Source organism: Rhodococcus sp. UNC363MFTsu5.1 (assembly GCF_000686785.1).
In the GTDB taxonomy this organism is placed as follows: Bacteria; Actinomycetota; Actinomycetes; order Mycobacteriales; family Mycobacteriaceae; genus Rhodococcus_G; species Rhodococcus_G maanshanensis.
Genome location: NZ_JMLO01000001.1, coordinates 300971 through 322237 on the forward strand (window position 1 = coordinate 300971; position 21267 = coordinate 322237).

Genomic DNA, 21267 nt, shown 5'->3' on the forward strand with positions numbered 1-21267 from the left:
CATGACCGATCTGCACGCCAAGGCGCTCGACCTGCCGAAGGGTTTCGACGTCACCGACCCCAAGCTGTACGGCGAACGCGTGCCGCTCGCCGAGTTCGCCCAACTGCGCCGCTGCGCCCCTGTGTGGTGGAACGAGCAGGAACCCGGCACCGGCGGCTTCCACGACGGCGGTTGCTGGGTGGTCTCGCGGCACGCCGACGTCCGCGACATCTCGCGCCGCCCCGAGCACTTCTCGAACCACGTGAACGGGTCGATCCCGCGGCACCAGGACGACATCTCCGCCGAGGAACTGGAGGTGACCAAGCACGTCCTTATCAACAAGGACGCGCCCGAGCACACCCAGCTGCGCAAACTGGTCTCGCGGCTGTTCACCCCGCGCGCGGTCGAGTCGATGCGAGCCGCGCTCGACGAGCGTGCGGACCTCATCGCCCGCACCGCGGCGGCGAACCCGAAAGGGGATTTCGTCTCCGAGGTCGCCAGCGAACTTCCGATGCAGGCGATCTCGGAACTGCTCGGGGTGCCGCAGGATGCCAGGAAGCAGCTCTTCGAGTGGTCCAACCAGATGACCGGATACGACGACGAGACGCTAGAGGGCGCGTCGCGGATGGCGTCCGCGCAGATCCTCGGGTACGCCTACCATCTCGCGGAGGCGCGCCGCACGGAGCCGCTCGAGGACATCATCTCCACGCTGGTGCACGCCGATGTCGACGGGGAGGCACTGACCCCCGAGCAGTTCGGCTTCTTCGTGATCATGCTCGCGGTTGCGGGCAACGAAACGACCCGAAACGCGACGACGCTCGGCATGATGGCGTTCATGGAGCACCCCGAGCAGTGGGAGCTGTACAAGCGTGAGCGTCCCCGCACCGCGGCGGACGAGATCATCCGCTGGGCGTCGCCGCTGACCTCGCTTCAGCGAACGGCACTGGTGGACACGGAAATCGGTGGAACCGCCATCAAGGCGGGACAGCGAGTGGTACTGCTGTACGGGTCCGCGAATTTCGACGAGGACGTATTCGACAACCCACGCACCTTCGACATCACCAGGGATCCGAACCCGCACCTCGCCTTCGGCGGGACCGGGCCGCACTACTGCATCGGGGCCAATCTGGCCCGCATGGAACTGGATTTGATCTTCAACAAGATCGCAGACCACATGCCCGACATCTCGAAGCTCGGCGACCCCCGCCGTCTGCAGTCCGGATGGATCAACGGGGTCACCAGCTTCGAGGTCGACTACAGCACCCGCGCGTCTGGGTGTCCCGTAGCGCACTAGCAGGGCGTGCACACGACGAGGGGAGGGCTCGTGGCGAGTACGACGCTGAAGGGGCCGATGCGCGAGCTCGGCCACTTCTACCGGATGGGGGCCGACGTCGCGGTCGGGTTGGTACGCACCCGATTCCAGCTCCAGGAGTTCCTGGAGCAGAGCTGGATGATCGCGCGCGTGTCGATCGTGCCGACGGTGCTGGTCGCGGTGCCGTTCACCGTGCTGGTCAGCTTCACACTCAACATCCTGCTCCGTGAGATCGGCGCGGCCGACCTCAGCGGGGCGGGGGCCGCCCTCGGGGCGGTGACCCAGGTGGGCCCGGTGGTGACCGTGCTGATCGTCGCGGGTGCCGGGGCCACCGCGATCTGCGCCGACCTCGGCTCGCGCACCATCCGCGAGGAGATCGATGCGATGGAGGTGCTCGGCATCGATCCGGTCACCCGGCTGGTGATCCCGCGGGTGGTGGCGTCGACGGTGGTCGCGTTGCTGCTCAACGGGCTGGTGTGCGTGATCGGCATCGCAGGCGGGTTCGTGTTCTCGGTGTTCCTGCAGGGGGTCAACCCCGGCGCGTTCGCGGACGGCATCACGCTGCTGACCGGCCTGCCGGAGGTGGCGATCTCGATGGTGAAGGCGGCGCTGTTCGGCCTGCTCGCCGGCCTGGTCGCCTGTTACCGCGGACTGACGGTGCGCGGTGGGCCCAAGGGCGTGGGTGAGGCGGTCAACGAGACCGTGGTCTACGCCTTCATGGCGCTGTTCGTGGTCAACACCATCGTGACCGCGGTCGGCATCCGGCTGACGGCGGGCTGACGCGATGGCACTGGCGACGACCGGCAAGTTCGGCCGTACCCGCAACCGGGCCGCTGGCCTGTCCCGAGCCGTTGACGACATCGGCCGCCAGGCGGTGTTCTTCGTCCGCGCGCTCGCGCACGTGCCGTGGGCGTTGCGCAAGCATCCCAAGGAGGTGCTCCGGCTGATCGCGGAGATCAGTATGGGCACAGGGGCATTGGCCCTGATCGGCGGGACCGTGGCGGTGGTCGGGTTCCTCACCCTTGCGTCCGGCGGCACGATCGCGATCCAGGGCTTCAGCTCGCTGGGCAACATCGGGGTCGAGGCACTGACCGGCTTCTTCTCCGCCTTCATCAACGTGCGGATCGCGGCGCCGGTGATCGCGGGCATCGGCCTCTCGGCCACCATCGGCGCCGGTTCGACCGCTCAGCTCGGTGCGATGCGGATCAGCGAGGAGATCGACGCGCTCGAATCGATGGCGATCAGTTCCGTTCCGTACGTGGTCAGTACCAGGGTGGTCGCGGGCATGATCTCGATCCTGCCGCTCTACTCCCTGGCATTGGTCGCGTCGTTCCTGGCGGGCCGGTTCACCACCGTGGTGCTGTTCGGCCAGTCGTCCGGGCTCTACGACCACTACTTCTCGACCTTCCTGGACCCGATCGATGTGATGTGGTCGTTCGTGCAGGTCCTCGCGATGGCGATGCTGGTCATGCTGATCCACACCTACTACGGCTACTACGCGACGGGTGGACCCTCCGGGGTCGGCACCGCGGTCGGTCGTGCGGTCCGGCTGTCACTGATCTGTGTGGTCGCGGTGACCCTGCTCGTCTCGCTCGCCATCTACGGCGGCTCCGGCAACTTCAACCTGTCCGGTTAGGGAGGCAGATGCGCACGAACGGGTACAAGCTCGCCGCACTCGCGCTGGTCGCCGCGATCGGGGGAGTCGTGGCACTGGCCGTGGCGATGTTCGGTCAGTCCTTCTCCGACCGGGTTCCGGTGACCGTGGTCGCCCAGCGCGCGGGCCTGGTGATGGATCCGGGCGCCAGGGTGAAGATGGCGGGGGTCACCATCGGCGCCGTCGAGTCGATCACGCAGTCCGGCGAGTCCACCGCGCTGCTGTCGCTGCTGATCGATCCGGATGCACTCGACGCGATCCCGGCGAACGTCGACGTGCAGGTCACCTCCAACACCGCGTTCGGGGCCAAGTACGTGAGCATGTCCGCCCCCGAGCATCCCAGCTCGGAACGGCTCGCCGCGGGTTCGACCAACGATGCCTCGCACGTGACGGTGGAGATGAACACGGTCTTCGAGAACCTGACCGACGTCTTGCGCACGGTGCAGCCCGAGAAGTTGGACGCCACGCTGGCCGCCCTCTCGAGCGCGCTGCAGGGTCGTGGCGACCGGCTCGGTGTCGCTCTCGGGCAGGCGGATTCGTCGCTGGTGGAGTTCGCGACGGCCCGCGGCGCGCTGGATCAGGTGCTGACCGAGCTGCCTCCGGTCACCGACACCTACGCCACGATTGCCCCGGATCTGATGCGTTCGCTCGGTGCGCTGACCACCACCGGGAACACCGTGGTGGACCGGCAGGCGGACCTGGACCTGTTGCTGCTCGAGGTGACCGGCCTCGCGAACACCGGCGGCGAGGTGTTGGCGCAGAACCGGGACGCAGCCGTCGATGTGGTCTCGCTGCTGCGCCCGACCGCGGTGCTCCTCGAGGAGTACTCGCCGGTGATCCCCTGCATGTTCACCGGATTGCAGGAGAGCAAGAAGATCGGTGACGGCGCGTACAACGGCCAGCCGGGGATCAAGATGTCGATCGGCCTGATCGCGGGGACCGAGCCCTACCACTATCCCGATGACCTGCCCAAGGTCGCTGCCACCGGCGGTCCGCACTGCATGGGATTGCCACTGCGTGACCCGAACGTCAACGCCCCGTTCCTGGTCACCGATATCGGGGTGAATCCCTTCGATCCGCAGCGTCAGCCGAATGGGGGCAGGCCGAGCGGAACGACCGCGAACCTGATGAGCTACCTGTTCGGGGCGGAGGTCCGATGAAGGTGCTGGGACACAGGGTGCGTGGGTACACCGTCAAGTTCGGGATCTTCGTGCTGGTGATGCTGCTGGTGAACGCGGGACTGATCCTCGTGTTCGGGCAGCTGCGCGGCGGCGGCGCGAGCGCGTACGCCGCCGAGTTCACCAGCGTGTCCGGGCTCAAGTCCGGCGACAAGGTGCGGATCGCGGGGGTGCCGGTTGGCGCGGTCAGCTCGGTCGAGCTCGGCGAGAACCGCCGGGCACAGGTGGAGTTCACGGTCGACGCCGGGAACACGGTCACCGTCGCGACCAGGGCCGCGGTGCGATACCAGGACCTGGTCGGCAACCGGTACCTCGAGCTGCTCGACAGCCCGGGCACCGCAGAGCCGCTGGTCGAGGGTGCGACCATCCCGGTCGAACGCACCGCGCCCGCATTGGATCTCGACGCCCTGCTCGGCGGTTTCAAACCGCTCTTCCAGGCCCTGGACCCGGAGCAGGTGAATGCGCTGTCGATGTCGCTGCTGGAGGTGTTCCAGGGGCAGTCCGGGACCGTCACGTCGGTGCTCGCGCACACGGGCACGTTCACCAACACCCTTGCTGACCGCGACGAGCTGATCGGTCGGGTGATCGACAACCTCGACGGGGTGCTGAACGAACTGCGCACTCGCGGTGGGCAGTTCAGCGGAACCCTGGACCACCTGCAGCAGCTGGTCAGCGGTCTGGACACGGACCGTCAGCTGATCGGCGATGCGGTCACGAGCGTGAACACCGCCACCGGCACCTTCGCCGACTTGCTCACCGACACTCGGCCGAACATCGCGGGCACCCTGACCGAGCTGAACACGAGCCTGGATCCGCTGATCGAGCAGCAGGGCGAGCTCAACCGGATCGTGGAATCGATGCCTGCGAACTACCGGCAGCTCATCCGGGTCGGCGCGTACGGCTCGTTCTTCAACTTCTACCTGTGCGGGATCGCGATGAAGGTCGACGGTGCCGACGGCAGGCCGATCACGGTCGACCTGGTCGACCAGAAGACCGGAAGGTGCGCGCCGCGATGAGGAACATGGTGGAGAGCCACGCGGTGCGGGCCGGGGTGATCGGCCTCGCTGTCACCGCGGCGGTGGTACTGACCGCGCTGCAGTATCAGGACCTTCAGTTCCTGAAGTCCGGGGTGGGGTACAGCGCGGTGTTCGACGACGCCAGTGGGCTGGCCGTCGGAGACGAGGTCAACGCCGCGGGGGTGAAGATCGGCACCGTCGAGGAGATCGGTGTCGAGGGCGGGCGCGCCATGGTGAGCTTCACCCTCGACGGATCGATCGGGATGGGGGAGAGCACAGCCGCCGCCATCACCACCATGTCACTGCTCGGCAAGCGGGCGGTCACCCTCGACCTGACGGATGACGGCCGGATGCCGGTCGGCGGACAGATCCCGCTCGACCGCACCCGATCGGCGTACTCGTTGCCGGATGTCCTCGGCGACCTGACGACCACCGTGGAGGACATCGACCTGGACCAGTTGTCGGCCTCGCTGGACGAGGTGGGGAAGGTCATGGCGGACAGCGCCCCGAATCTGCGGCCGGCCCTCGACGGCGTCAGCCGGATCTCCACCAGCCTCAGCAGCCGTGACGAGACCCTGCGAGCGCTGCTCGCCGATGCGAACAACGTGGCAGGCCTGCTCGCCGAGCGTGGCCCGCAGGTCAATTCACTGCTCGTGGACGGCAATGCGCTGCTCGGTGAGCTCGTCCGGCGCCAGGGCGCCCTGTCCGAGGTGATCACGAACGTCTCCGCGGTCTCGACCCAGCTGAGTGGGCTGGTGCACGACAACGAGGCACAGCTGAGCCCCGTCCTCGACGAGCTCAACACCGTGGTGGGGATCCTGCAGAAGAACCGGGACAACCTGGCGCAGGGCATAGACGGGTTGGGGATCTATGTCGGCACCCTCGGCGACACCGTGGCCAGCGGGCCGTTCTACTACGCGTACATCCAGAACCTGATGCCCGCCCAGTACACCCAGCCGCTGATCAATGCGATGTTCGGGCTGCCGCCCGCTCCGCTGCCGATTCCGGAGGTCCGCTGATGATCACCTGGCGCAGGATGGCCGTCGGAGGGGTGGGGCTCGTGCTGGCGGCCGCGGTCGCGGTGTCCGGTTACCTTGCGGTGGAACACTTCCGGTACTACCGGGTGACTGCCTACTTCACCTCCGTCACCGGCCTGTACGTCGGCGACGACGTGCGCGTGGTCGGGGTCGACGTCGGCAAGGTGACCGGCATCGACCCGGAGGGCGACCGGATGCGTGTGCGCCTCGAACTGGATCGCTCGGTGCCCGTGGCGGCGGACGCGAAGGCGGTGATCGTGGCGCAATCCCTCGTCTCCGCGCGGTTCGTCCAGCTGACCCCGGCGGTGACGGAGGACTCGACACCGGCGCTGACCGACGGTGCCGAGATCGGACTCGATCGCACCGCCGTGCCCGTCGAATGGGATCGGGTCAAGCAGGAACTGGGCCGGGCGGCGGAGGCGTTGGGGCCGAACGGGGATGATCGCGGTCCCGCGGCGAACCTGCTCGAGGGCGCGGGAACGGCGTTGCAGGGCAACGGCGCCGCGTTGGGGGAGTCCGTGGTGGAGCTGTCGCGGGCGATGAGCACCCTCTCCGGGAGCGGCGGTGACCTGTTCGGCACGATCCGCGGTCTGCAGGCTTTCACCACCGCCTTGGCCGCCAGCAACGAGCAGATCGTGGAGTTCCAGGGCCGCCTCGCCACGGTGACGGGGGTACTGGCCGAGAGTCGAACGCAGTTGGCGCCCGCGCTGGCACAGTTGGACACCGCGATCGCCGATGTGCAGCGTTTCGTCGCGCAGAACCGGGCCGGGCTCACCGAACAGGTTCGCACCCTCGCGGACGTGTCGCAGGTGCTGGTCGACAAACGGGACGGACTCGAAAAGGTGCTACACCTGGGGCCGACCGCATTGTCGAACTACTACAACGTCTATCGGCCTGCGCAGGGCGCGATGGTCGGGGTGCCCGCGTTCCAGAACATCGGCAACCCGATCGACCTGATCTGCGGTGGCATCGCCGGGCTGGCGAACGAGACCTCCGCGAAGGGTGCGGAACTGTGCGCGCAGTACCTCGGTCCGCTGTTGAACACCGTCCGGGCGAACTATCCGGACCTGAGCATCAACCCGACGCGTGCGCTCGGTGCCACCCCGGACCAGTTGGTGTACAGCGAGCCGCAGTTGAAGCCGGCGGCGGCCGCGACGTCGATGCCGGCGCTGACCATGCCGACGGTTCCGGTGCCGCCGAATCTGGCCGATCTGATGACACCGGGGAGGTCGATCCGATGACGATGCGTGCGTGGGGAATCGGAGGCGCGATGGTGGCGGCCGCGACCCTGCTCTCAGGCTGTCAGTGGAGCGGGTTGAACTCACTGGCCCTGCCAGGTGCGGCCGGTCGGGACGAGGGGAGCTACACCGTGATGATCGAGATGCCCGATGTCACCACGATCAGCCCGAACTCGCCCGTGCTCGTCGACGACGTCACGGTCGGCAGTATCAGCTCCATCGAGACGGAGAACTGGCATGCGAGAGTGACCGTGTCGCTGGAGGATTCGGTGCAGCTACCGGCGAACGCGACCGCGAAGATCGGCCAGACCAGCCTGCTCGGCTCCAAGCACATCGCGCTGGCGGCGCCGACCGATGTCCCAGCGGAGGGCAGGCTCGAAGAGGGGTCCGTGATCCCGCTGGCCTCGGCGGGTGTGTACCCGACCACCGAGGAGGCGCTCACCGCACTGTCCGTCGTCCTCAACGGAGGTGGGCTCGCCCAGGTGCAGACGATCACCACCGAACTGAACAAGGCGCTCGACGGCAGGCAGGACGCGGTGCGGGACCTGTTGCCGCAGCTGGACTCGCTCACCGAGATCCTGGACCGGCAGCGGGAGGCGATGGTGACCACCATGGCGAACCTGGACCAGTTCGCGGGCGAGATCAGCTCACAGCGAGACGTTCTCGGTCAGGCCCTCGAGACCCTCGACCCGGCGATGGCGGTGCTGGCGGCGCAGCGCGCCGACCTGACGGCCGCCCTCGACGCGGTCGGGAGATTCGGCAACGTGGGGACGGACCTGGTGAACCGGAGTCGCGAGGATCTCAAGGCCGACCTCGCGGCGCTGGAGCCGACCCTGGCCAAGGTCGTCGAGGCGGGGCCGGACCTGATCAACAACCTGGGCAACCTCAGCACCTTCCCGTTCCCGCAGACGGCGATCGACCAGGGCATGCGCGGCGACTACACGAACCTGTGGGCGCTGATGGACCTGACCTCGGATCGATTGCGGACCGGGCTCGGCTTCGGCACGCCGTTCGGTCCGCCGCCGTCCGTGTCCGGCGGCATGCCGACCAACCCGATGACCGCGCCGCTCACGGCCGCGGCAGGCCAGCAGGGGAGCGGTCGATGATCCTGACCCGAATGGTCCGCACGCAGTTGACGATCTTCGCGGTCATCGCGGTGATCGGCATGACCGCGGCCGCGGTCTCCTACCTGAGGGTTCCGACGGCGCTCGGCATCGGCCGGTACACGGTGACAGTGGAACTGCCGAATGCCGGTGGCCTGTATCGCAACGCGAACGTGACCTACCGGGGTGACACCGTCGGCCGGGTGCGGGAGGTGCGACTCGACCCGGACAGCGTGCGCGCCGAGCTGACGTTGGAGAGCGCGGTGCCGGTGCCGAGCAGCGACCTCGAGGTCGCGGTGCGCAGCGTGTCGGCGATCGGCGAGCAGTACCTGGACCTGCAGCCGACCGGGACCGAGGGGCCCTTCCTCGCCGACGGCGACGTCATCGCCGCCACACAGGTGACCGTGCCACAGGAGATCGGCCCGGTCCTCGACCAGGCGAAGGCGATGCTGGAATCGGTTCCGCGGGACAAATTGCGCTCGGTGATCGACGAATCCGCGGCCGCCTTCGCAGGCCGGGCACCGGATCTCGCGCGGCTGTTGGACTCGACCACCTCGTTCGTCGATCAGGCGTCGCAGGCGACCACTCCCGCGACCACGCTGGTGCAGCAGCTCGCCCCGCTGCTCGAGACCCAGGTGGTGACCGGCGATCAGATCCGGCAGTGGGCCACGAATGTGGCGCACCTGAGCGGCCAGCTGGCCACCGCCGACGGGTCGGTGCGTGGCGTCCTCGACAAGGGCCCCGGGTTCGCCGACGAGGCCGACGCGCTGTTCCAGGACCTGCGTCCGACCCTGCCGCTGCTGCTGGCGAATCTGACCAGCACCGAGCAGGTCGCGGTCACGTACAACGCGTCCCTCGAGCAGGTCCTGGTGATCCTGCCCCCGCTCGTGGCGGCCCAGGAGACGGTGGTGCAGCGCGGCCAGGCCGACGGCGCCGCCAACGTCAACTTCCACCTGGAGGCACAGGATCCGGCGGCCTGCTCGACCGGGTACCTGCCCGCCTCGGAGCGTCGCGATCCCAACCAGACGAGCGTTCCCGAGACACCCCCGGACCTGTACTGCAAGGTGCCGCAGGACTCGATCTTCGCGGTGCGCGGATCCAGGAACATCCCGTGCACCGAGGTGCCGGGCAAGCGGGCGCCGAATCCCCAGATCTGCCGCAGCCCCGAGCCGTTCGTCCCGAGCGGGACCAACGCGCCGGACGAGTACACGGGCCCAGCGGGCACCCGCCACAGCGATCTCGCCCCCGCCTCGGCGCCGGCGGATGGGGTACAGGGATGGCAGCAGCTGCTGACGGGGCCGCGGCCATGACCGAGGTCGACACGGCGGTCCCGGACTCGTCCGTGGCGGACGACGGCACCCGATCGTCGTGGGGACGAAACCGAATCCTGTTGTCCGCGTTGGCCGGCGCGGCGGCGATTGCCGTGGTGGCCTGCGCCGTCGTGGCGACCATCACCTACCTCGGCGATCGCTCGCGCGAGTCGCACCGACAGGCACTGGTGGAGGCCGCCTGCGACGGGGTGCTGGCTCTGATCGACCTGCACACCGGCACCGCGGATGACGACATGGCGCAGCTGCGTGAGCGGAGCACCGGTGCGTTCGCGCAGGAGCTCGGCGACGGCTCCGCCGGCCTCGCGGCGTCGATCAGGGACTCGGCGGTGAACTCGGACGGGCGGATCGACTCGGCCGCGCTGGCGAGCGAGTCGGGGGAATCGGGCGTGGTGATCGTGGCGGCATCGGCACAGGTCGGCAACTCCGGCAGCCCGACCGCGACGCCGCGCAGCTACCGGCTGCGGGTGACGATCGACGAGGTCGAGGGCAGACTGCTGATGTCGGGCGTGGAGTTAGTGCCGTGAGCGGGCGGACGCGTCGGGTCGCGGCCACCGCGGCGGTCCTGGTGCTTCTCGTGACGCTGCTCGTGACGTCGGCGCTGGTGTGGGCCAACCGGACCACGGCGAACCGGGAGTCGGCCCGCGGGGAGGCGCTGGCCGCGGCACCGGAGCGGATCGAGGCGCTGCTGAGCTATGACGCCGGAACGGTGGATGCCGACCTCGACGACGCGGTGCGCGGCGCCACCGGGACATTCGCGGAGGGGTTCCGCGACTTCGCGGCGAACACCGTCGCCCCGAAATCGAAGAGCGAGGGCATCAGTACACGGGCGCGGGTCGCGGAGACCGGCTACGTCAGCGGGACCGCGGATCAGGCGCGACTGCTCGCCTTCGTCGACCAGATCACCACCAGCACGCGCTCACCCGCGCCGACCTCGACGTCGAGTCGGGTGATCGTGACGATGGAGCGCGTCGGCGACGAGTGGCTGATCGCCGAGATGACCCCCATCTGATCGGTGGGTCGACCGCGGAGCGGCGGCAACGGTGACAGGATCGGGAGGTGGATCTTGACGACGTCGCCGACGAGCTCTACGCCCTCGACCCCGCCGAGTTCGTCGCGCACCGGACGGCGCGCGCCGCCGAGGCCCGCGAGGGCGGGGACCGGGCACTCGCGACCGCGATCACGGCGCTGAGGAGGCCGACGACGGTCGGATGGTTGGTGAATCTCCTCGCCCGCCAGTCGCCGGACGAGGTAGCGGCGCTGCTCCGATTGGGTGAGGAGCTGCGCGACGCCCAGCGTCAGTTGTCCGGCGAGGACCTGCGGCAGCTGTCCTCGCAGCGTCAGCAGGTCGTCCACGCCCTCGCCCGGCGGGCCGGACGCCTTGCGGCGCAGCGCGGGCGGAAGGTCGGCGAGGGCTCGCTACGTGAGGTCGGGCAGACCCTGCATGCGGCGCTCGCGGATCCCGAGGTCGCGGACCGGGTCCGCGCGGGCCGCGTGGTTGCCGCGGCCAGCTACAGCGGATTCGGGCCGGCCGGGCTGAGCGTCGTCGCCGACCAGCCTGCGGCGACGGCGGCAGCGGAGCCGCCGGCGGAGACAGCCGCGTCGGCCGAGGTGGCGGCCGACGTGCTGGCCGGCGCCCGAACCGAGCTCGCCGAGGCGACCGCGGAACTGGAGCAGGCGACCGGGACCGCCGAGCGTGTGCGGGCGGACCTCGAACAGGCATCGGAGGGGACGGCCGCGATCGAGGCCCGGATCGCAGCGCTCCGCGGCGAACTCGAACGCGCCGAACAGGAACGGCAGTTCGCGCGGAGCGCGGAGTCGGCGGCGGCAGAGGCCGCGAAGCAGAGCGAGAGCGACCTCCTCGGTGCCCGTCGGCGGGTCGAGGAAGCCGAGCGGCGACTCCGCGAGCTCGGGTGAAAGGGATCCTCCGTGTTCGCGAAAACCGAGGGCAAGGCGACCCTTGACTCGATAGTCGGGTACAGGGTTGACCACCTGCGAGCTGCCGCGTACCGACCGGTGCTGCCCCCCTGATCCAGACATTGCACGACAAAGGAGAGTCTCGATGAAGCTCGAGATCCTGCAGGTCCCCGATTGCCCCAACGTGGAGTTGCTCGAGCGTCGGATCGCGGAGGCCGTGGCAGGCGAACGGGTCGATGTCACGATCACCCACCGTGTGCTCGATGACCAGGTTGGGGCCGCTGAGGCAGGCATGACGGGGTCGCCGACCCTGCTCCTCGACGGCCTGGACCCGTTCGCCGAGCCCGGATTGGTGCCGAGTGTGTCGTGCCGTCTCTACCGGGCGGATGGCGGCGGCATCGATGGTGCGCCGTCAGTCGCTGCGCTTCGCGCCGCGATTCACCTGGCCCCGGGAGAGAACGAGATCGAGGTGCCCGCGGGCCCCGCGGACTGCTGTGCCCCCGCGACGGGAGTCGATTCCCCAGTCGCGGCGCTGGGTGCGTGGCGTTGCGCCGCCCAGCCCGCCGGCCCCGCCCAAGTGGCCATCCACCACACCGACCGCCCGTAGCGTTCAGATCGCCGATGGTGCACGGGTTCACGCGATGTGCGCCGTCGACGCGCTCGGCATGTCCGCGATGCTCGGTGGTGTCGAGGTCGTGATCGACTCCGCCGATGCGTCCACGGGCGAGCACATCACCGTGACAGTCCGCGGCGAGGATGCCGCCGCGGATCCCGTCACCACCGTCGTGTTCATCGGGGCGCAGTCGGCGCAGGGACCGTCGGCAGATACCTGCTGCAACCACCTCAACTTCTTCACCGATCGCCGCGCCGCGGAGGCATGGGCCACGGCGCACCCGCACGTCGACGGGATCGTGGTCGATCTTGCCGAGGCGGCCCGGTGCGGAGCCATGATCTTCGGCCCCCTCCTCGACTCCTGACCGGGGGGAGGTCAGCGTCGCAGCTCTGCCTCCTCGTCCAGCCGTTCCAGCTTGTGCGGGTTGCGGATCGCGTACACGCGGGTGATCAGGCCGTCCTCGACCACCACGCTCACCGCGGTGGCCTCGCCACCGACGTCGATCCGAATGCCCGGCATGCCGTTGAAGGACGTCGGCGTGGTCATGAAGTCCGGGAACTTTGCCGCGCGGGCCAGGAACGCCACCACCTTTTTGGCTCCGATGATCGGCTTCCGAGCGGCCGCGGCCAAACCGCCGCCGTCGGCGATCACCACCACGTCCGGGGCGATCACCTCCATCAGTCCCTGCACATCGCCGGTGGAGAGGGCGGCCATGAGTTTCTCGACGGCCGCCTGCTGTTGAGCTCGGTCCACCTGCATCCGTGGCCGCCGCGCTGCGACGTGCTCGCGGGCACGGTGCGCGATCTGCCGGACCGCGGCAGGCGTCTTGTTCACCACCTCGGCGATCTCCTGGTACGGCGTCTCGAACACCTCGTGCAGCACGAACACCGCCCGCTCGACCGGACCGAGGGTCTCCAGCACGGTGAGCATCGCGATCGAGACGTTCTCGGCGAGCTCGACGTCCTCGGCCACATCGGGACTGGTGAGCAGCGGCTCGGGCAGCCATTCCCCGATGTACTCCTCACGGCGACGCGACACCGACCGGAGCCGGTTCAGTGCCTGCCGGGTGACAATCCGGACCAGATAGGCACGTGGGTCGTGCACCTCGGCCTTGTCGACCTCGGCCCACCGCAGCCAGGTCTCCTGGACCACGTCCTCGGCATCGGCGGCGGAGCCGAGCATCTCGTAGGCGACCGTGAAGAGCAGGCTGCGGTGGGTGACGAACGGGTCGTCGGTCATGTCGTCGAGCGTACGGCGAGCGGCTTCAGGCCACAGGCCGCCGCGAAGCCCTGAGATTCGATGCCGAACGCGGTGTTGGTGCGGGTCATGAGGTTTGCCACTGCGATGAACGCGGTCAGTTCCACCAGCGCGGGCGCACCGAGCTGCTCGATCAGTCGCGCGGACATTTCGTCGGTCACCGTCGGCGGGGTCTGGGTCATCGCCTCGGCGTACTCCATGACGTCGCGCTCGAGCGGCGTGAACACATCGGACTCGCGCCAGCGCGGCACCTCGCGGGCCTTGGCCAGATCGAGACCCTCGTTGCGGGCCTGGAAATAGCCGAAGTCCAGGCAGAAGCTGCAGCCGACAAGGCTGGCCACCGCCATGTGGGCGAACGACTTCAGGTTCTCGTCGCACTGGTCCCACTTCTGCACCTTGCGGCCGACGGTGAAGCTGAAGTTCAGCACCTTCCGGTTGTGCCACGCCACCTCGACCGGCTCGGCCACGTCGCCGAGCATCTTGCGGGACATCCGCTTGACGATCGCGCCGTAGATGCCGGTGAGCTCGGCCTTCGGGATCCTGGTAGCCATCATTCCTCCTCCTGGTATTTGCTCTCGGCATGAAGACACCGGCCAGGAATCGAATGTGACATCCGGGCTGAGCCGCCCAGTGTGGTTCCTACATTCGGCCGCCGACGCCTCCTGCGGGGGCGATCTGCTCGATGGTGGCGAGATCGTCGGGAGTCAGGTCCAGTTCGGCCGCGGTGACGTTCTGGTCGACGCGCTCCGGGTTGCGGGATCCCGGGATCGGGACGATGTAGTCCTTACGGGTCAGCAGCCACGCCAGCGACAGCTGCGCGAGCGTGGCGTCCTTGCTTCCGGCGAGTGCGGTCAACTCGTCGACGATCGCGATGTTGGCGTGAAAGTTCTCCGGCGCCCACCAGGGGATGTGTCGGCGAAAGTCGTTGGCGTCGTAGCGCTCGCAGGAGGCTACCGCGCCGCTGAGAAAGCCCCGAGCCAGCGGTGAGTAGGCGACGAATCCGATACCGAGCTCCTCGAGGACGGGGAACAGGGTTTCGACGTCACGCGTGAAGATCGAGTACTCGCTCTGCAGCACCGAGATCGGGTGTACCGCGTGCGCGGCGCGGATGGTGGCCCCGTCCGCCTCCGACAGCCCCAGATATTTGACCTTCCCTGCCGCGACGAACTCCTTCATGGTGCCGACCACGTCTTCGATCGGGACGTTCGGGTCGGGACGATGCTGGTAGAGCACGTCGATCGTGTCGACGCGGAGATTGCGCAGGCTGGCCTCGACCACCTCGCGGATGTGCTCGGGGCGCGAGTCGGATCCGAAGGAGCGAGTGAGGCCGAATTTCGTGGCGATGACGACGTCGTCGCGGATCGGAGCCAGCGCCTGACCGAGCAACTTCTCGCCTTCGCCCCAGCCGTACATCTCGGCGGTGTCGAACATCGTCACGCCGAGCTCATGGGCCTTTCGGATCGCGGCGATCGACTCGGCGTCGTCGGTGGGGCCATAACCGGTGGCGGTACCCATTGCCCCGTAGCCGAGAGCGGCAGCGGCCAGGCCCTGCCCGCCGAGAGCGCGAGTGTCCATGATGAGTCCTTCGTAATGTGTCAGAATGCGTCAATTGTGTCAGTCTATGACACTTTCGGCACTGTACGCTTCCATCGTGGGAAGCTCATCGAATCCGGGCCTGCGCGACATCACGCGCGAGGCCGTGCGTACACGGATCGCCGAGGTCGCGATCGACCTGTTCGCCCAGCAGGGTTTCGACGCGGTCACCGTCGAGCAGATCGCCGCCGAGGTGGGCATTTCGGCCCGTAGCTTCCACCGTTATTTCCCGGCCAAGGAAGACGCCGTCATCGGCGATCTCGTTCCATGGGGTGAGTTCGTCCGCGACGCCTTCGTCGCGCGGCCGGCCGATGAACCGGTCTGGGACTCTCTGCGTGCGTCATTCGAGGCCCTACTGGCTCAACCGAATAGGGACGAACGACGAAGCAAAAGGACCATGCGTGTCCTGACGAGCGCAGCGTCCCTACGCGCTCGCAACCTCGAAAAGCATCTGCTGTGGGCGAGTCTGCTCACCCCGCTCGTACAGAAGCGACTCGCCGGAGATCTCGCGGTGCTGCGAGCGCAGACCCTGGTGCAGGCGTCGCTGGTCTGCTTCGACGTTGCCTTGACCACCTGGGCCGAGCCTGACGAGACCACGGACGCGGTGGAACTCCTCCGTCAGTCTTTCGCCACGCTCGCGCCCGGGAATCCGGCATAGGTCCGACTGCAGCGGTCTACGTCCCGTGAAGCTGGGCTGTCGAGGGGGCCGCCGACGATCAGGCGGGTGCGGGCACAATTGCAGGTGGTTGCTCGATGAGGTCGTCCCCGATTGTGCGCGATAGCCATTCGGCGACTTGTTGTTTGGGGCAGCGCAGGGCCGCGGGTCCCGTTTCTTGTCGGTGGCCGCGGGTAGACTCGTACACATGTTCGATACCGGGGGGTTTCGGAGTGGCGCCGCATGTGAGAGTGCCTGCGACGACGATCCCGTCGTGGAATTCGAGGACGGTACGGCGGCGTTGGCTGCGTTGCGGGAGTACGGGCGGGCGGAGAACATCGCGGCGGCGCGCAAGGTGTTGACGTCGGCGGCGTTTGCGCGGCGGCAGTTCGCGTCTGAGGTGGATTTGTTCGGGGAGGAGTTCGCCTACAGGGCGGGGCGGTCGGCGGAGATGGAGACCGCGCTGGCGTTGGGGGTGAGCGCGGTTACGGCGGAACGGTATGTGGCGGTGGGCAATGCGTTGGATCTGCGGATGCCGCTGATCCGTGCGGTGTTCGTGTCGGGTCGGGTGGATTTTCCGCGGGTGTTCGCGATCGTTGACGCTGTCGCGGAGATCTCCGATGCGACCCTGGCCCTGATGGAGCCGCATCTCGCGGATGCTGCTTTGTATTTGACGCCGCGGAAGTTGGTGGCGGAGGTGATGCGTGAGTTGATCCGCATCAGCCCGGCGGAGGCGGAAGAACTCCGCAAGCGACGCGAACGCCATAGTCGGCGGGTGTCAGTGACCGCGGACCTCCACGGCATGGCCCAGGTGTACGCCGCCCTCACGGCGGAGGAGGGCCGCACCCTCGATTCCCTGATCCAGGAGATGGCGGGCACTGTCTGCCGGGAGGACCCGCGCACCGTCGACAATCTGCGGACCGATGCGTTCATGGCGTTGGTGCACGGCGAAAGCCATCTGCACTGCCAGTGCGGACGTGAGGCTTGCCCCACCGCGCATCTGCCCCGACCGGAGCGGCCGAAGCCCGAGGTGCACATCCATATCGACCTCGACACGCTGTTGCGACTGGCCGACAACCCCAGCCATCTCGAGGGCCACGGGCCCATCGATCCGGAGCTCGCGCGGTTACTCGCCACGGATGCGACGTGGCAGGCGGTGATCGCCGATGCCCGGCGTATCGACGCGGAACGAAGCACCGCTGCTCACGATGAAGGCAATACCAATACCAATACCAATACCGATATCGGCGGCGACGGCGATTCTGACGGCGATGCCGCTGCTGATGGCGACTCCGAGATCGCTGGCGACGGCGGTGACAACGGGTCCGATAGGTACTTCGGCACTGGCCCCGGCAACGGCGTCGACCCCGAGGGGCTCATCGAGACGGGCCGCGGCTGCGAGGGCGGAGGGGTCGTGGGGGAGGGCTCCGAGCCGCCACGCAACCTGCAGGGTGCCCAGTACGGGCGTGGTCACCCCGCATTTGCGGACCCGCCGGATCATGCGAACTGCGATCAGTCAGGAGAACCGAAGAGCGACAATGGTTTAGGGGATAGCTCTGTCCCGGCCCCGACGGCTGGAGTGCCCGCCCGTTATCGACTGCGGCGGAGGCAGGCAGGACAACTGCTCCCATGGCGGAACTCGTCGGAATCGGCTTCACGCCCGTCGGATGTCGGTGCCCGTGAACCCCGGATCGTCGACATCCTCGACGCGATCGCCGCCAACCCCGCCCTACTCGACGGTCAGTACCCGGACGGGCACGGCGGGTATGACCATCCGCCCCGCGGAGCCCTGACCTACCGACCCAGCAACGCCGTCCGCGCCGCCGTCTTCGACAAGTACGACACCTGCGCCTTCCCCGGCTGCACCGTCAAAGCCCGCGACTGCCAGTTCGACCACATCGTCGAATTCGACCCCGACAACCCCCACACAGGAGGCTGGAGCGTGGAAAGCAACGGCGAACCCGCGTGCACCCGCCACCACCAGGCCAAGACCGACCGACTCTTCCGCGTCGTCCGCCTCGACGGCGACGTCATCGTCTGGATCGGCGCACACGGCACCATCGGCGTCACCCTGCCGCTCCCGGCCGAACGGCGCCCGAGCGCCCGCGCCGAGAAACCCGCGGCCCGACCAACCCCGCAACCACGGAGCCCGGCACCGCCACCGACCGAACCACCCGACCTCGGAATCTACGAACCGACCTGGTGGGAAACCCACATGCAACCCGACGACCTACCCCCGACGCTCGCCGACCTCGCCACCATCACCGACCCCGGCCACCTCGCCCTGTGCGCACAGCTGCGCACCCACCACGCCGAACACCAGGCGATCCTGAAGGAACGATTCCGCCACCAACCCCCACCGTTCTGAGGGGTGAGGTTGTTCCGCCCCTGTGGGATGGTTCAGCGCCCCCCGCGCGGGCCATCCTTGACTGGTTCCAGTGAGGAAAAATCCCGGCGGTGCCACCCCAGGTGTAAGAAACTGCACCCTCAGGTCGATATAGCGAGTACTTGGGTAGCTGGCTCGATATCACCGCAAATAGCAGATTGGTATGTACCCGCAGAAGAGAGCGGACCAGGTCGAATCCAGGTACGGAGGACGCAATGTTGAGCACGCCGAGCGCACGAGATCATGCAGGTCGTCGCATCACGGTGCTCGCTGACGACGGTGTCCCCCTGGCCGTCCAGGAGTTCGGCCGGGTAGACGCCCCGATCACCGCCGTCTTCGTGCACGGTCACTGCCTGCGCACGGAATCGTGGTCCTTCATCCGCGAATACCTGTCCTACTCCTGGGGTGCCGACGTCCGCATGGTCTTCTACGACCACCGAGGGCACGGCGACTCCGGTCACGGCCCCGTCGACACCTACACGATCGACCAGCTCGGACACGACCTGGATGCCGTCATCCGCACGGTGGTACCGGAGGGTCCGGTGGTGCTGATCGGTCACTCGATGGGCGGGATGACGGCCCTGGCCTACGCGCGGCAGTACCCGGACTCGATCGGCTCGAGGATCGTCGGGATGGCGTTCATCGCGTCGGCTGCCAATGGGCTCACCGAGGCCGGTCTCGGCCGGCTCCTGCACTCCCCGATGGTGTCCGCCTTCCGAAAGGCGGTCCGCCGGGCCCCGCGGGTGATGCAGGGCTCCAAGCAGCTCAGCCGAATGCTCTGCGCAGGCCTCGTCCGGGTGATCGGGTGCGGCAGCCGCCGGGTGGATTCGCGGGTCGTCGCGCTCGCGGCCGCGATGGTCAACGACACCTCGGTGGTGACGATGTCCAGCTTCCTGGAATCACTGATCGGATTCGACGAGTCGGAGTCGCTGTCCTCTCTGGTCGGGATCCCCTCGTTGGTCCTGTGCGGCGACGCCGACGTGATGACCCCGTTCGAGCACTCCGCAGCCATCGCGTCCCGGCTGCCTGCCTCCGAGCTCGTTCGCATCAGCGGGGCCGGCCACTCGGTGATCCTGGAGCGGGCGGCCGAGGTCGCGCACGCGGTGGCGGCGCTCGTCGCCCGCGCAGGTCACGGCGGGTCGGCTGGCTCCGCGGACAAGGGGATCCTCGCCAACGCCGGCTGATCACAGGTCGCGTTCGTTGATGATGCCGCTCTGCATGGCCAGCTCGGCCAGCCGTACCCGCTTCTGGTTCTGAGGGAGGTCCTCGACATCGAACTTGGCGAACAATGCACGCAGGTGTGTCTTGATCGCATCGACACTGAGGAACAGCTCCGCGGCGATCTGCTGGTTCGACGCCGGGTTGGCGAACGTCGCACCGTGCTTGTACGGCCTGCACAGCCCGGTCAGCACCGCGCGTTGGGTCTCCGTCAATGACCGCACGTTCGGCATGTTCGCGGCGACCATGGTCGCGTCATCGCTCGCTCCGCCGAACTCGTTGTAGGTCAGCAGAGTTCCGCCGATTCTGATGCTGTCGCCCTGGCGTAGTCGTCGACGTCCGGTGATCCGCTCACCGTTGACGAAGGTGCCGTTGCGGGACATCCCGTCGTCGACGACGGTCCAGTGGCTGCCAACCCGCTCGACGACCGCGTGCAGCCGCGACACCTCCTCGTCGGAGGTCAACGGCAGCCCGGAGTCGGGTGAGCGCCCGACGGTCAGGCGTGGGTTATCGGGGGAGAGGTCCAGCTTGTGCTGGTGACCTTCCCTGTCCGAGTAGATCAGGCGAGACTCAGTTGCTCGGTCCACGACAACCCCAGGGCACGTTTCCATGGTGCCCTTCGGAGGTGCGCGCAGCAAGATCGAATTCTCGATAGGTGTATCAAGAAACAATCTTGATCGCCTTGACGTCCACCGCGGCCGAGTCGAATACTTTTTCGTGAGGATCGAATCGGGAACTCGCCGCTGACCACTGGTCGGAGCTTCGGCGTATCCTGATAGACCTGCGTCAGAGGTGGTTGTGATGAACGCGTACGTGCAGGGCCGGCAGACCCGCCGGCGCGGCGCCCGCCTATTCGAGCGGCGGGCAGCACGCGCGCATCAGACGCAGGCAACGGGTGGTTTCTCCGGCTCGCGGGTGTTCGCCGCGGCACGCTCACACTCAGGATTTCTGGTGATGACCTGATGACGCCCTGACCAAGATAGAGGCATCAACTCTCTTGTGGCACAGCCGTTTCAGTCGTTCGGTTCCACCGCACGGGTTTCGGGAAGGGTGGGAGTCCCCACCCCTTGGGTTGGTTTCGGCACCAGCGTCGATGAATCAGGGTTGTAGGTGTTCACAGACAGGGAGTTCGGCACATCGGCGGACTTCCGACACCAGACGACAATCAGGAGGAATCATGCTCGGACTTGTTATCGGACTCGGCGGCGCTGCGCTCAGTATCGGGCTCGGACTCGGGCTCGGAGCGATCGGGCTCGGGCTCGGGCTCTTGCTCAGTGACGCGACGGTCAAGCACGACGTCACCGAACTCACGGACTGAACCGAGGCGATTCGGTGACCGAAGCCATGAAAGCGAGCACCGAGCGCGCGCAGGACGCCCCTGGCCAGTGGGTGGACACCGGCCAGGGGCGAGCGCGTGCGCGCCTGTCTGCCCGAACCCGTCACCCGCTGGCCTGGCTGAACTCGGCCCTGAGCCGCCGGCGCGGGGTCGACACCGAGCGGCCGGTGCCCACCGGCGCCGACGAGGTGCTGCAACGCCTCGCCGAGATGCCTCTCAGCGTGTGGACCTACGGGTTCGATCACCCGTCGGTCCGCCACATGGGTCCGATGGCACAGGACTTCGCCGCAGCATTCGGGCTGGGCGCCACGGACCGGCGGATCGCCGTCGCCGACGCGAACGGGGTGTGCATGGCCGCCATCCAGGCCCTCTACCGGCGCGTCGTCGAACTCGAGGCCGAGGTGGCTCAGCTGCGCTCGGCCCGTGAGGAACTCTGAAAGGGGCCCG

Annotated in this window: 24 protein-coding genes; 20 read left to right on the forward strand and 4 right to left on the reverse strand. The window is 68.0% G+C overall.

Annotated elements, in window-relative coordinates; genetic code table 11:
* Position 1 precedes the first annotated feature (1 nt).
* The 14 genes from BR31_RS0101490 (at position 2) to BR31_RS32085 (ending at position 12739) form a co-directional block, all read left to right on the forward strand.
* Positions 2-1273 (forward strand): cytochrome P450, encoded by a 1272-nt coding sequence (locus tag BR31_RS0101490; RefSeq protein ID WP_027499390.1) that lies wholly within the window; start codon positions 2-4, stop codon positions 1271-1273.
* A gap of 57 nt (positions 1274-1330) precedes the next feature.
* Positions 1331-2071 carry an MlaE family ABC transporter permease gene (locus BR31_RS0101495; RefSeq protein WP_037175188.1) on the forward strand — a complete coding sequence of 247 codons (741 nt, stop codon included), beginning with the start codon at positions 1331-1333 and terminating at the stop codon, positions 2069-2071.
* A gap of 4 nt (positions 2072-2075) precedes the next feature.
* On the forward strand, positions 2076-2927 hold the full coding sequence (locus BR31_RS0101500) for an MlaE family ABC transporter permease (protein ID WP_027499392.1): 852 nt from the start codon (positions 2076-2078) through the stop codon (positions 2925-2927).
* Positions 2928-2935: 8 nt separating this feature from the next.
* A complete protein-coding gene (locus tag BR31_RS0101505; protein WP_027499393.1) occupies positions 2936-4105 on the forward strand; it encodes an MCE family protein in 1170 nt (389 codons plus the stop codon).
* Positions 4102-5139, forward strand: a complete 1038-nt coding sequence (locus BR31_RS0101510) for an MCE family protein (RefSeq protein ID WP_081830263.1) — start codon at positions 4102-4104, stop codon at positions 5137-5139. The genes BR31_RS0101505 and BR31_RS0101510 overlap by 4 nt, the downstream gene beginning before the upstream one ends.
* A complete protein-coding gene (locus tag BR31_RS0101515) occupies positions 5136-6158 on the forward strand; it encodes an MCE family protein (RefSeq protein ID WP_037175348.1) in 1023 nt (340 codons plus the stop codon). The genes BR31_RS0101510 and BR31_RS0101515 overlap by 4 nt, the downstream gene beginning before the upstream one ends.
* A complete protein-coding gene (locus BR31_RS0101520; RefSeq protein WP_037175191.1) occupies positions 6158-7417 on the forward strand; it encodes an MCE family protein in 1260 nt (419 codons plus the stop codon). Before BR31_RS0101515 ends, BR31_RS0101520 begins: the two co-directional genes overlap by 1 nt.
* On the forward strand, positions 7414-8520 hold the full coding sequence (locus BR31_RS0101525) for an MCE family protein (RefSeq protein WP_027499397.1): 1107 nt from the start codon (positions 7414-7416) through the stop codon (positions 8518-8520). The genes BR31_RS0101520 and BR31_RS0101525 overlap by 4 nt, the downstream gene beginning before the upstream one ends.
* Positions 8517-9827 carry an MCE family protein gene (locus BR31_RS0101530; protein ID WP_027499398.1) on the forward strand — a complete coding sequence of 437 codons (1311 nt, stop codon included), beginning with the start codon at positions 8517-8519 and terminating at the stop codon, positions 9825-9827. The genes BR31_RS0101525 and BR31_RS0101530 overlap by 4 nt, the downstream gene beginning before the upstream one ends.
* Entirely contained in the window at positions 9794-10372 is a 579-nt protein-coding gene (locus tag BR31_RS0101535; protein ID WP_156042329.1) for a hypothetical protein, read from the forward strand. Before BR31_RS0101530 ends, BR31_RS0101535 begins: the two co-directional genes overlap by 34 nt.
* Positions 10369-10857, forward strand: coding sequence for a hypothetical protein (locus BR31_RS0101540; RefSeq protein ID WP_231496332.1), 489 nt, complete (start codon positions 10369-10371; stop codon positions 10855-10857). Before BR31_RS0101535 ends, BR31_RS0101540 begins: the two co-directional genes overlap by 4 nt.
* Before the next feature lie 47 nt (positions 10858-10904).
* The gene (locus BR31_RS0101545) at positions 10905-11762 is read left to right on the forward strand and encodes a hypothetical protein (RefSeq protein ID WP_027499401.1); all 858 of its coding nucleotides are present in this window, start codon (positions 10905-10907) and stop codon (positions 11760-11762) included.
* 145 nt (positions 11763-11907) lie between these two features.
* Positions 11908-12369 carry an alkylmercury lyase gene (locus BR31_RS32080; protein ID WP_231496333.1) on the forward strand — a complete coding sequence of 154 codons (462 nt, stop codon included), beginning with the start codon at positions 11908-11910 and terminating at the stop codon, positions 12367-12369.
* Positions 12370-12403: 34 nt separating this feature from the next.
* Positions 12404-12739: an alkylmercury lyase family protein gene (locus BR31_RS32085; protein ID WP_027499402.1), complete on the forward strand. Its 336-nt coding sequence runs from the start codon at positions 12404-12406 to the stop codon at positions 12737-12739.
* 11 nt (positions 12740-12750) lie between these two features.
* Here the strand turns inward: BR31_RS32085 and BR31_RS0101560 are convergent, their stop codons facing one another.
* The 3 genes from BR31_RS0101560 to BR31_RS0101570 form a co-directional block, all read right to left on the reverse strand.
* Positions 12751-13614 carry an RNA polymerase sigma-70 factor gene (locus BR31_RS0101560; protein ID WP_027499403.1) on the reverse strand — a complete coding sequence of 288 codons (864 nt, stop codon included), beginning with the start codon at positions 13612-13614 and terminating at the stop codon, positions 12751-12753.
* Positions 13611-14183, reverse strand: coding sequence for a carboxymuconolactone decarboxylase family protein (locus BR31_RS0101565; RefSeq protein ID WP_027499404.1), 573 nt, complete (start codon positions 14181-14183; stop codon positions 13611-13613). The genes BR31_RS0101560 and BR31_RS0101565 overlap by 4 nt, the downstream gene beginning before the upstream one ends.
* Positions 14184-14271: 88 nt before the next feature.
* Positions 14272-15207 carry an aldo/keto reductase gene (locus tag BR31_RS0101570; protein WP_027499405.1) on the reverse strand — a complete coding sequence of 312 codons (936 nt, stop codon included), beginning with the start codon at positions 15205-15207 and terminating at the stop codon, positions 14272-14274.
* A gap of 76 nt (positions 15208-15283) precedes the next feature.
* Here BR31_RS0101570 and BR31_RS0101575 point away from each other — a divergent pair, with 76 nt between their 5' ends.
* The 3 genes from BR31_RS0101575 to BR31_RS0101585 all read left to right on the forward strand — a co-directional run bounded on the left by BR31_RS0101575 (position 15284) and on the right by BR31_RS0101585 (position 19450).
* Positions 15284-15883 (forward strand): TetR family transcriptional regulator, encoded by a 600-nt coding sequence (locus BR31_RS0101575; RefSeq protein WP_231496334.1) that lies wholly within the window; start codon positions 15284-15286, stop codon positions 15881-15883.
* Positions 15884-16154: 271 nt separating this feature from the next.
* On the forward strand, positions 16155-18248 hold the full coding sequence (locus BR31_RS30415) for an HNH endonuclease (protein ID WP_051636865.1): 2094 nt from the start codon (positions 16155-16157) through the stop codon (positions 18246-18248).
* A 233-nt stretch (positions 18249-18481) separates the two neighbouring features.
* Positions 18482-19450, forward strand: coding sequence for an alpha/beta fold hydrolase (locus tag BR31_RS0101585; protein ID WP_027499407.1), 969 nt, complete (start codon positions 18482-18484; stop codon positions 19448-19450).
* Here the strand turns inward: BR31_RS0101585 and BR31_RS0101590 are convergent, their stop codons facing one another.
* Positions 19451-20095: an FHA domain-containing protein gene (locus BR31_RS0101590; protein WP_051636866.1), complete on the reverse strand. Its 645-nt coding sequence runs from the start codon at positions 20093-20095 to the stop codon at positions 19451-19453.
* 190 nt (positions 20096-20285) lie between these two features.
* Between BR31_RS0101590 and BR31_RS31350 the strand changes: the two genes are divergently transcribed.
* The 3 genes from BR31_RS31350 to BR31_RS0101600 all read left to right on the forward strand — a co-directional run bounded on the left by BR31_RS31350 (position 20286) and on the right by BR31_RS0101600 (position 21257).
* A complete protein-coding gene (locus BR31_RS31350) occupies positions 20286-20447 on the forward strand; it encodes a hypothetical protein (protein ID WP_156042330.1) in 162 nt (53 codons plus the stop codon).
* 214 nt (positions 20448-20661) lie between these two features.
* A complete protein-coding gene (locus BR31_RS31780) occupies positions 20662-20802 on the forward strand; it encodes a hypothetical protein (protein ID WP_027499409.1) in 141 nt (46 codons plus the stop codon).
* A gap of 26 nt (positions 20803-20828) precedes the next feature.
* Positions 20829-21257, forward strand: coding sequence for a hypothetical protein (locus BR31_RS0101600; protein ID WP_051636867.1), 429 nt, complete (start codon positions 20829-20831; stop codon positions 21255-21257).
* The last annotated feature ends 10 nt before the right edge of the window (positions 21258-21267 follow it).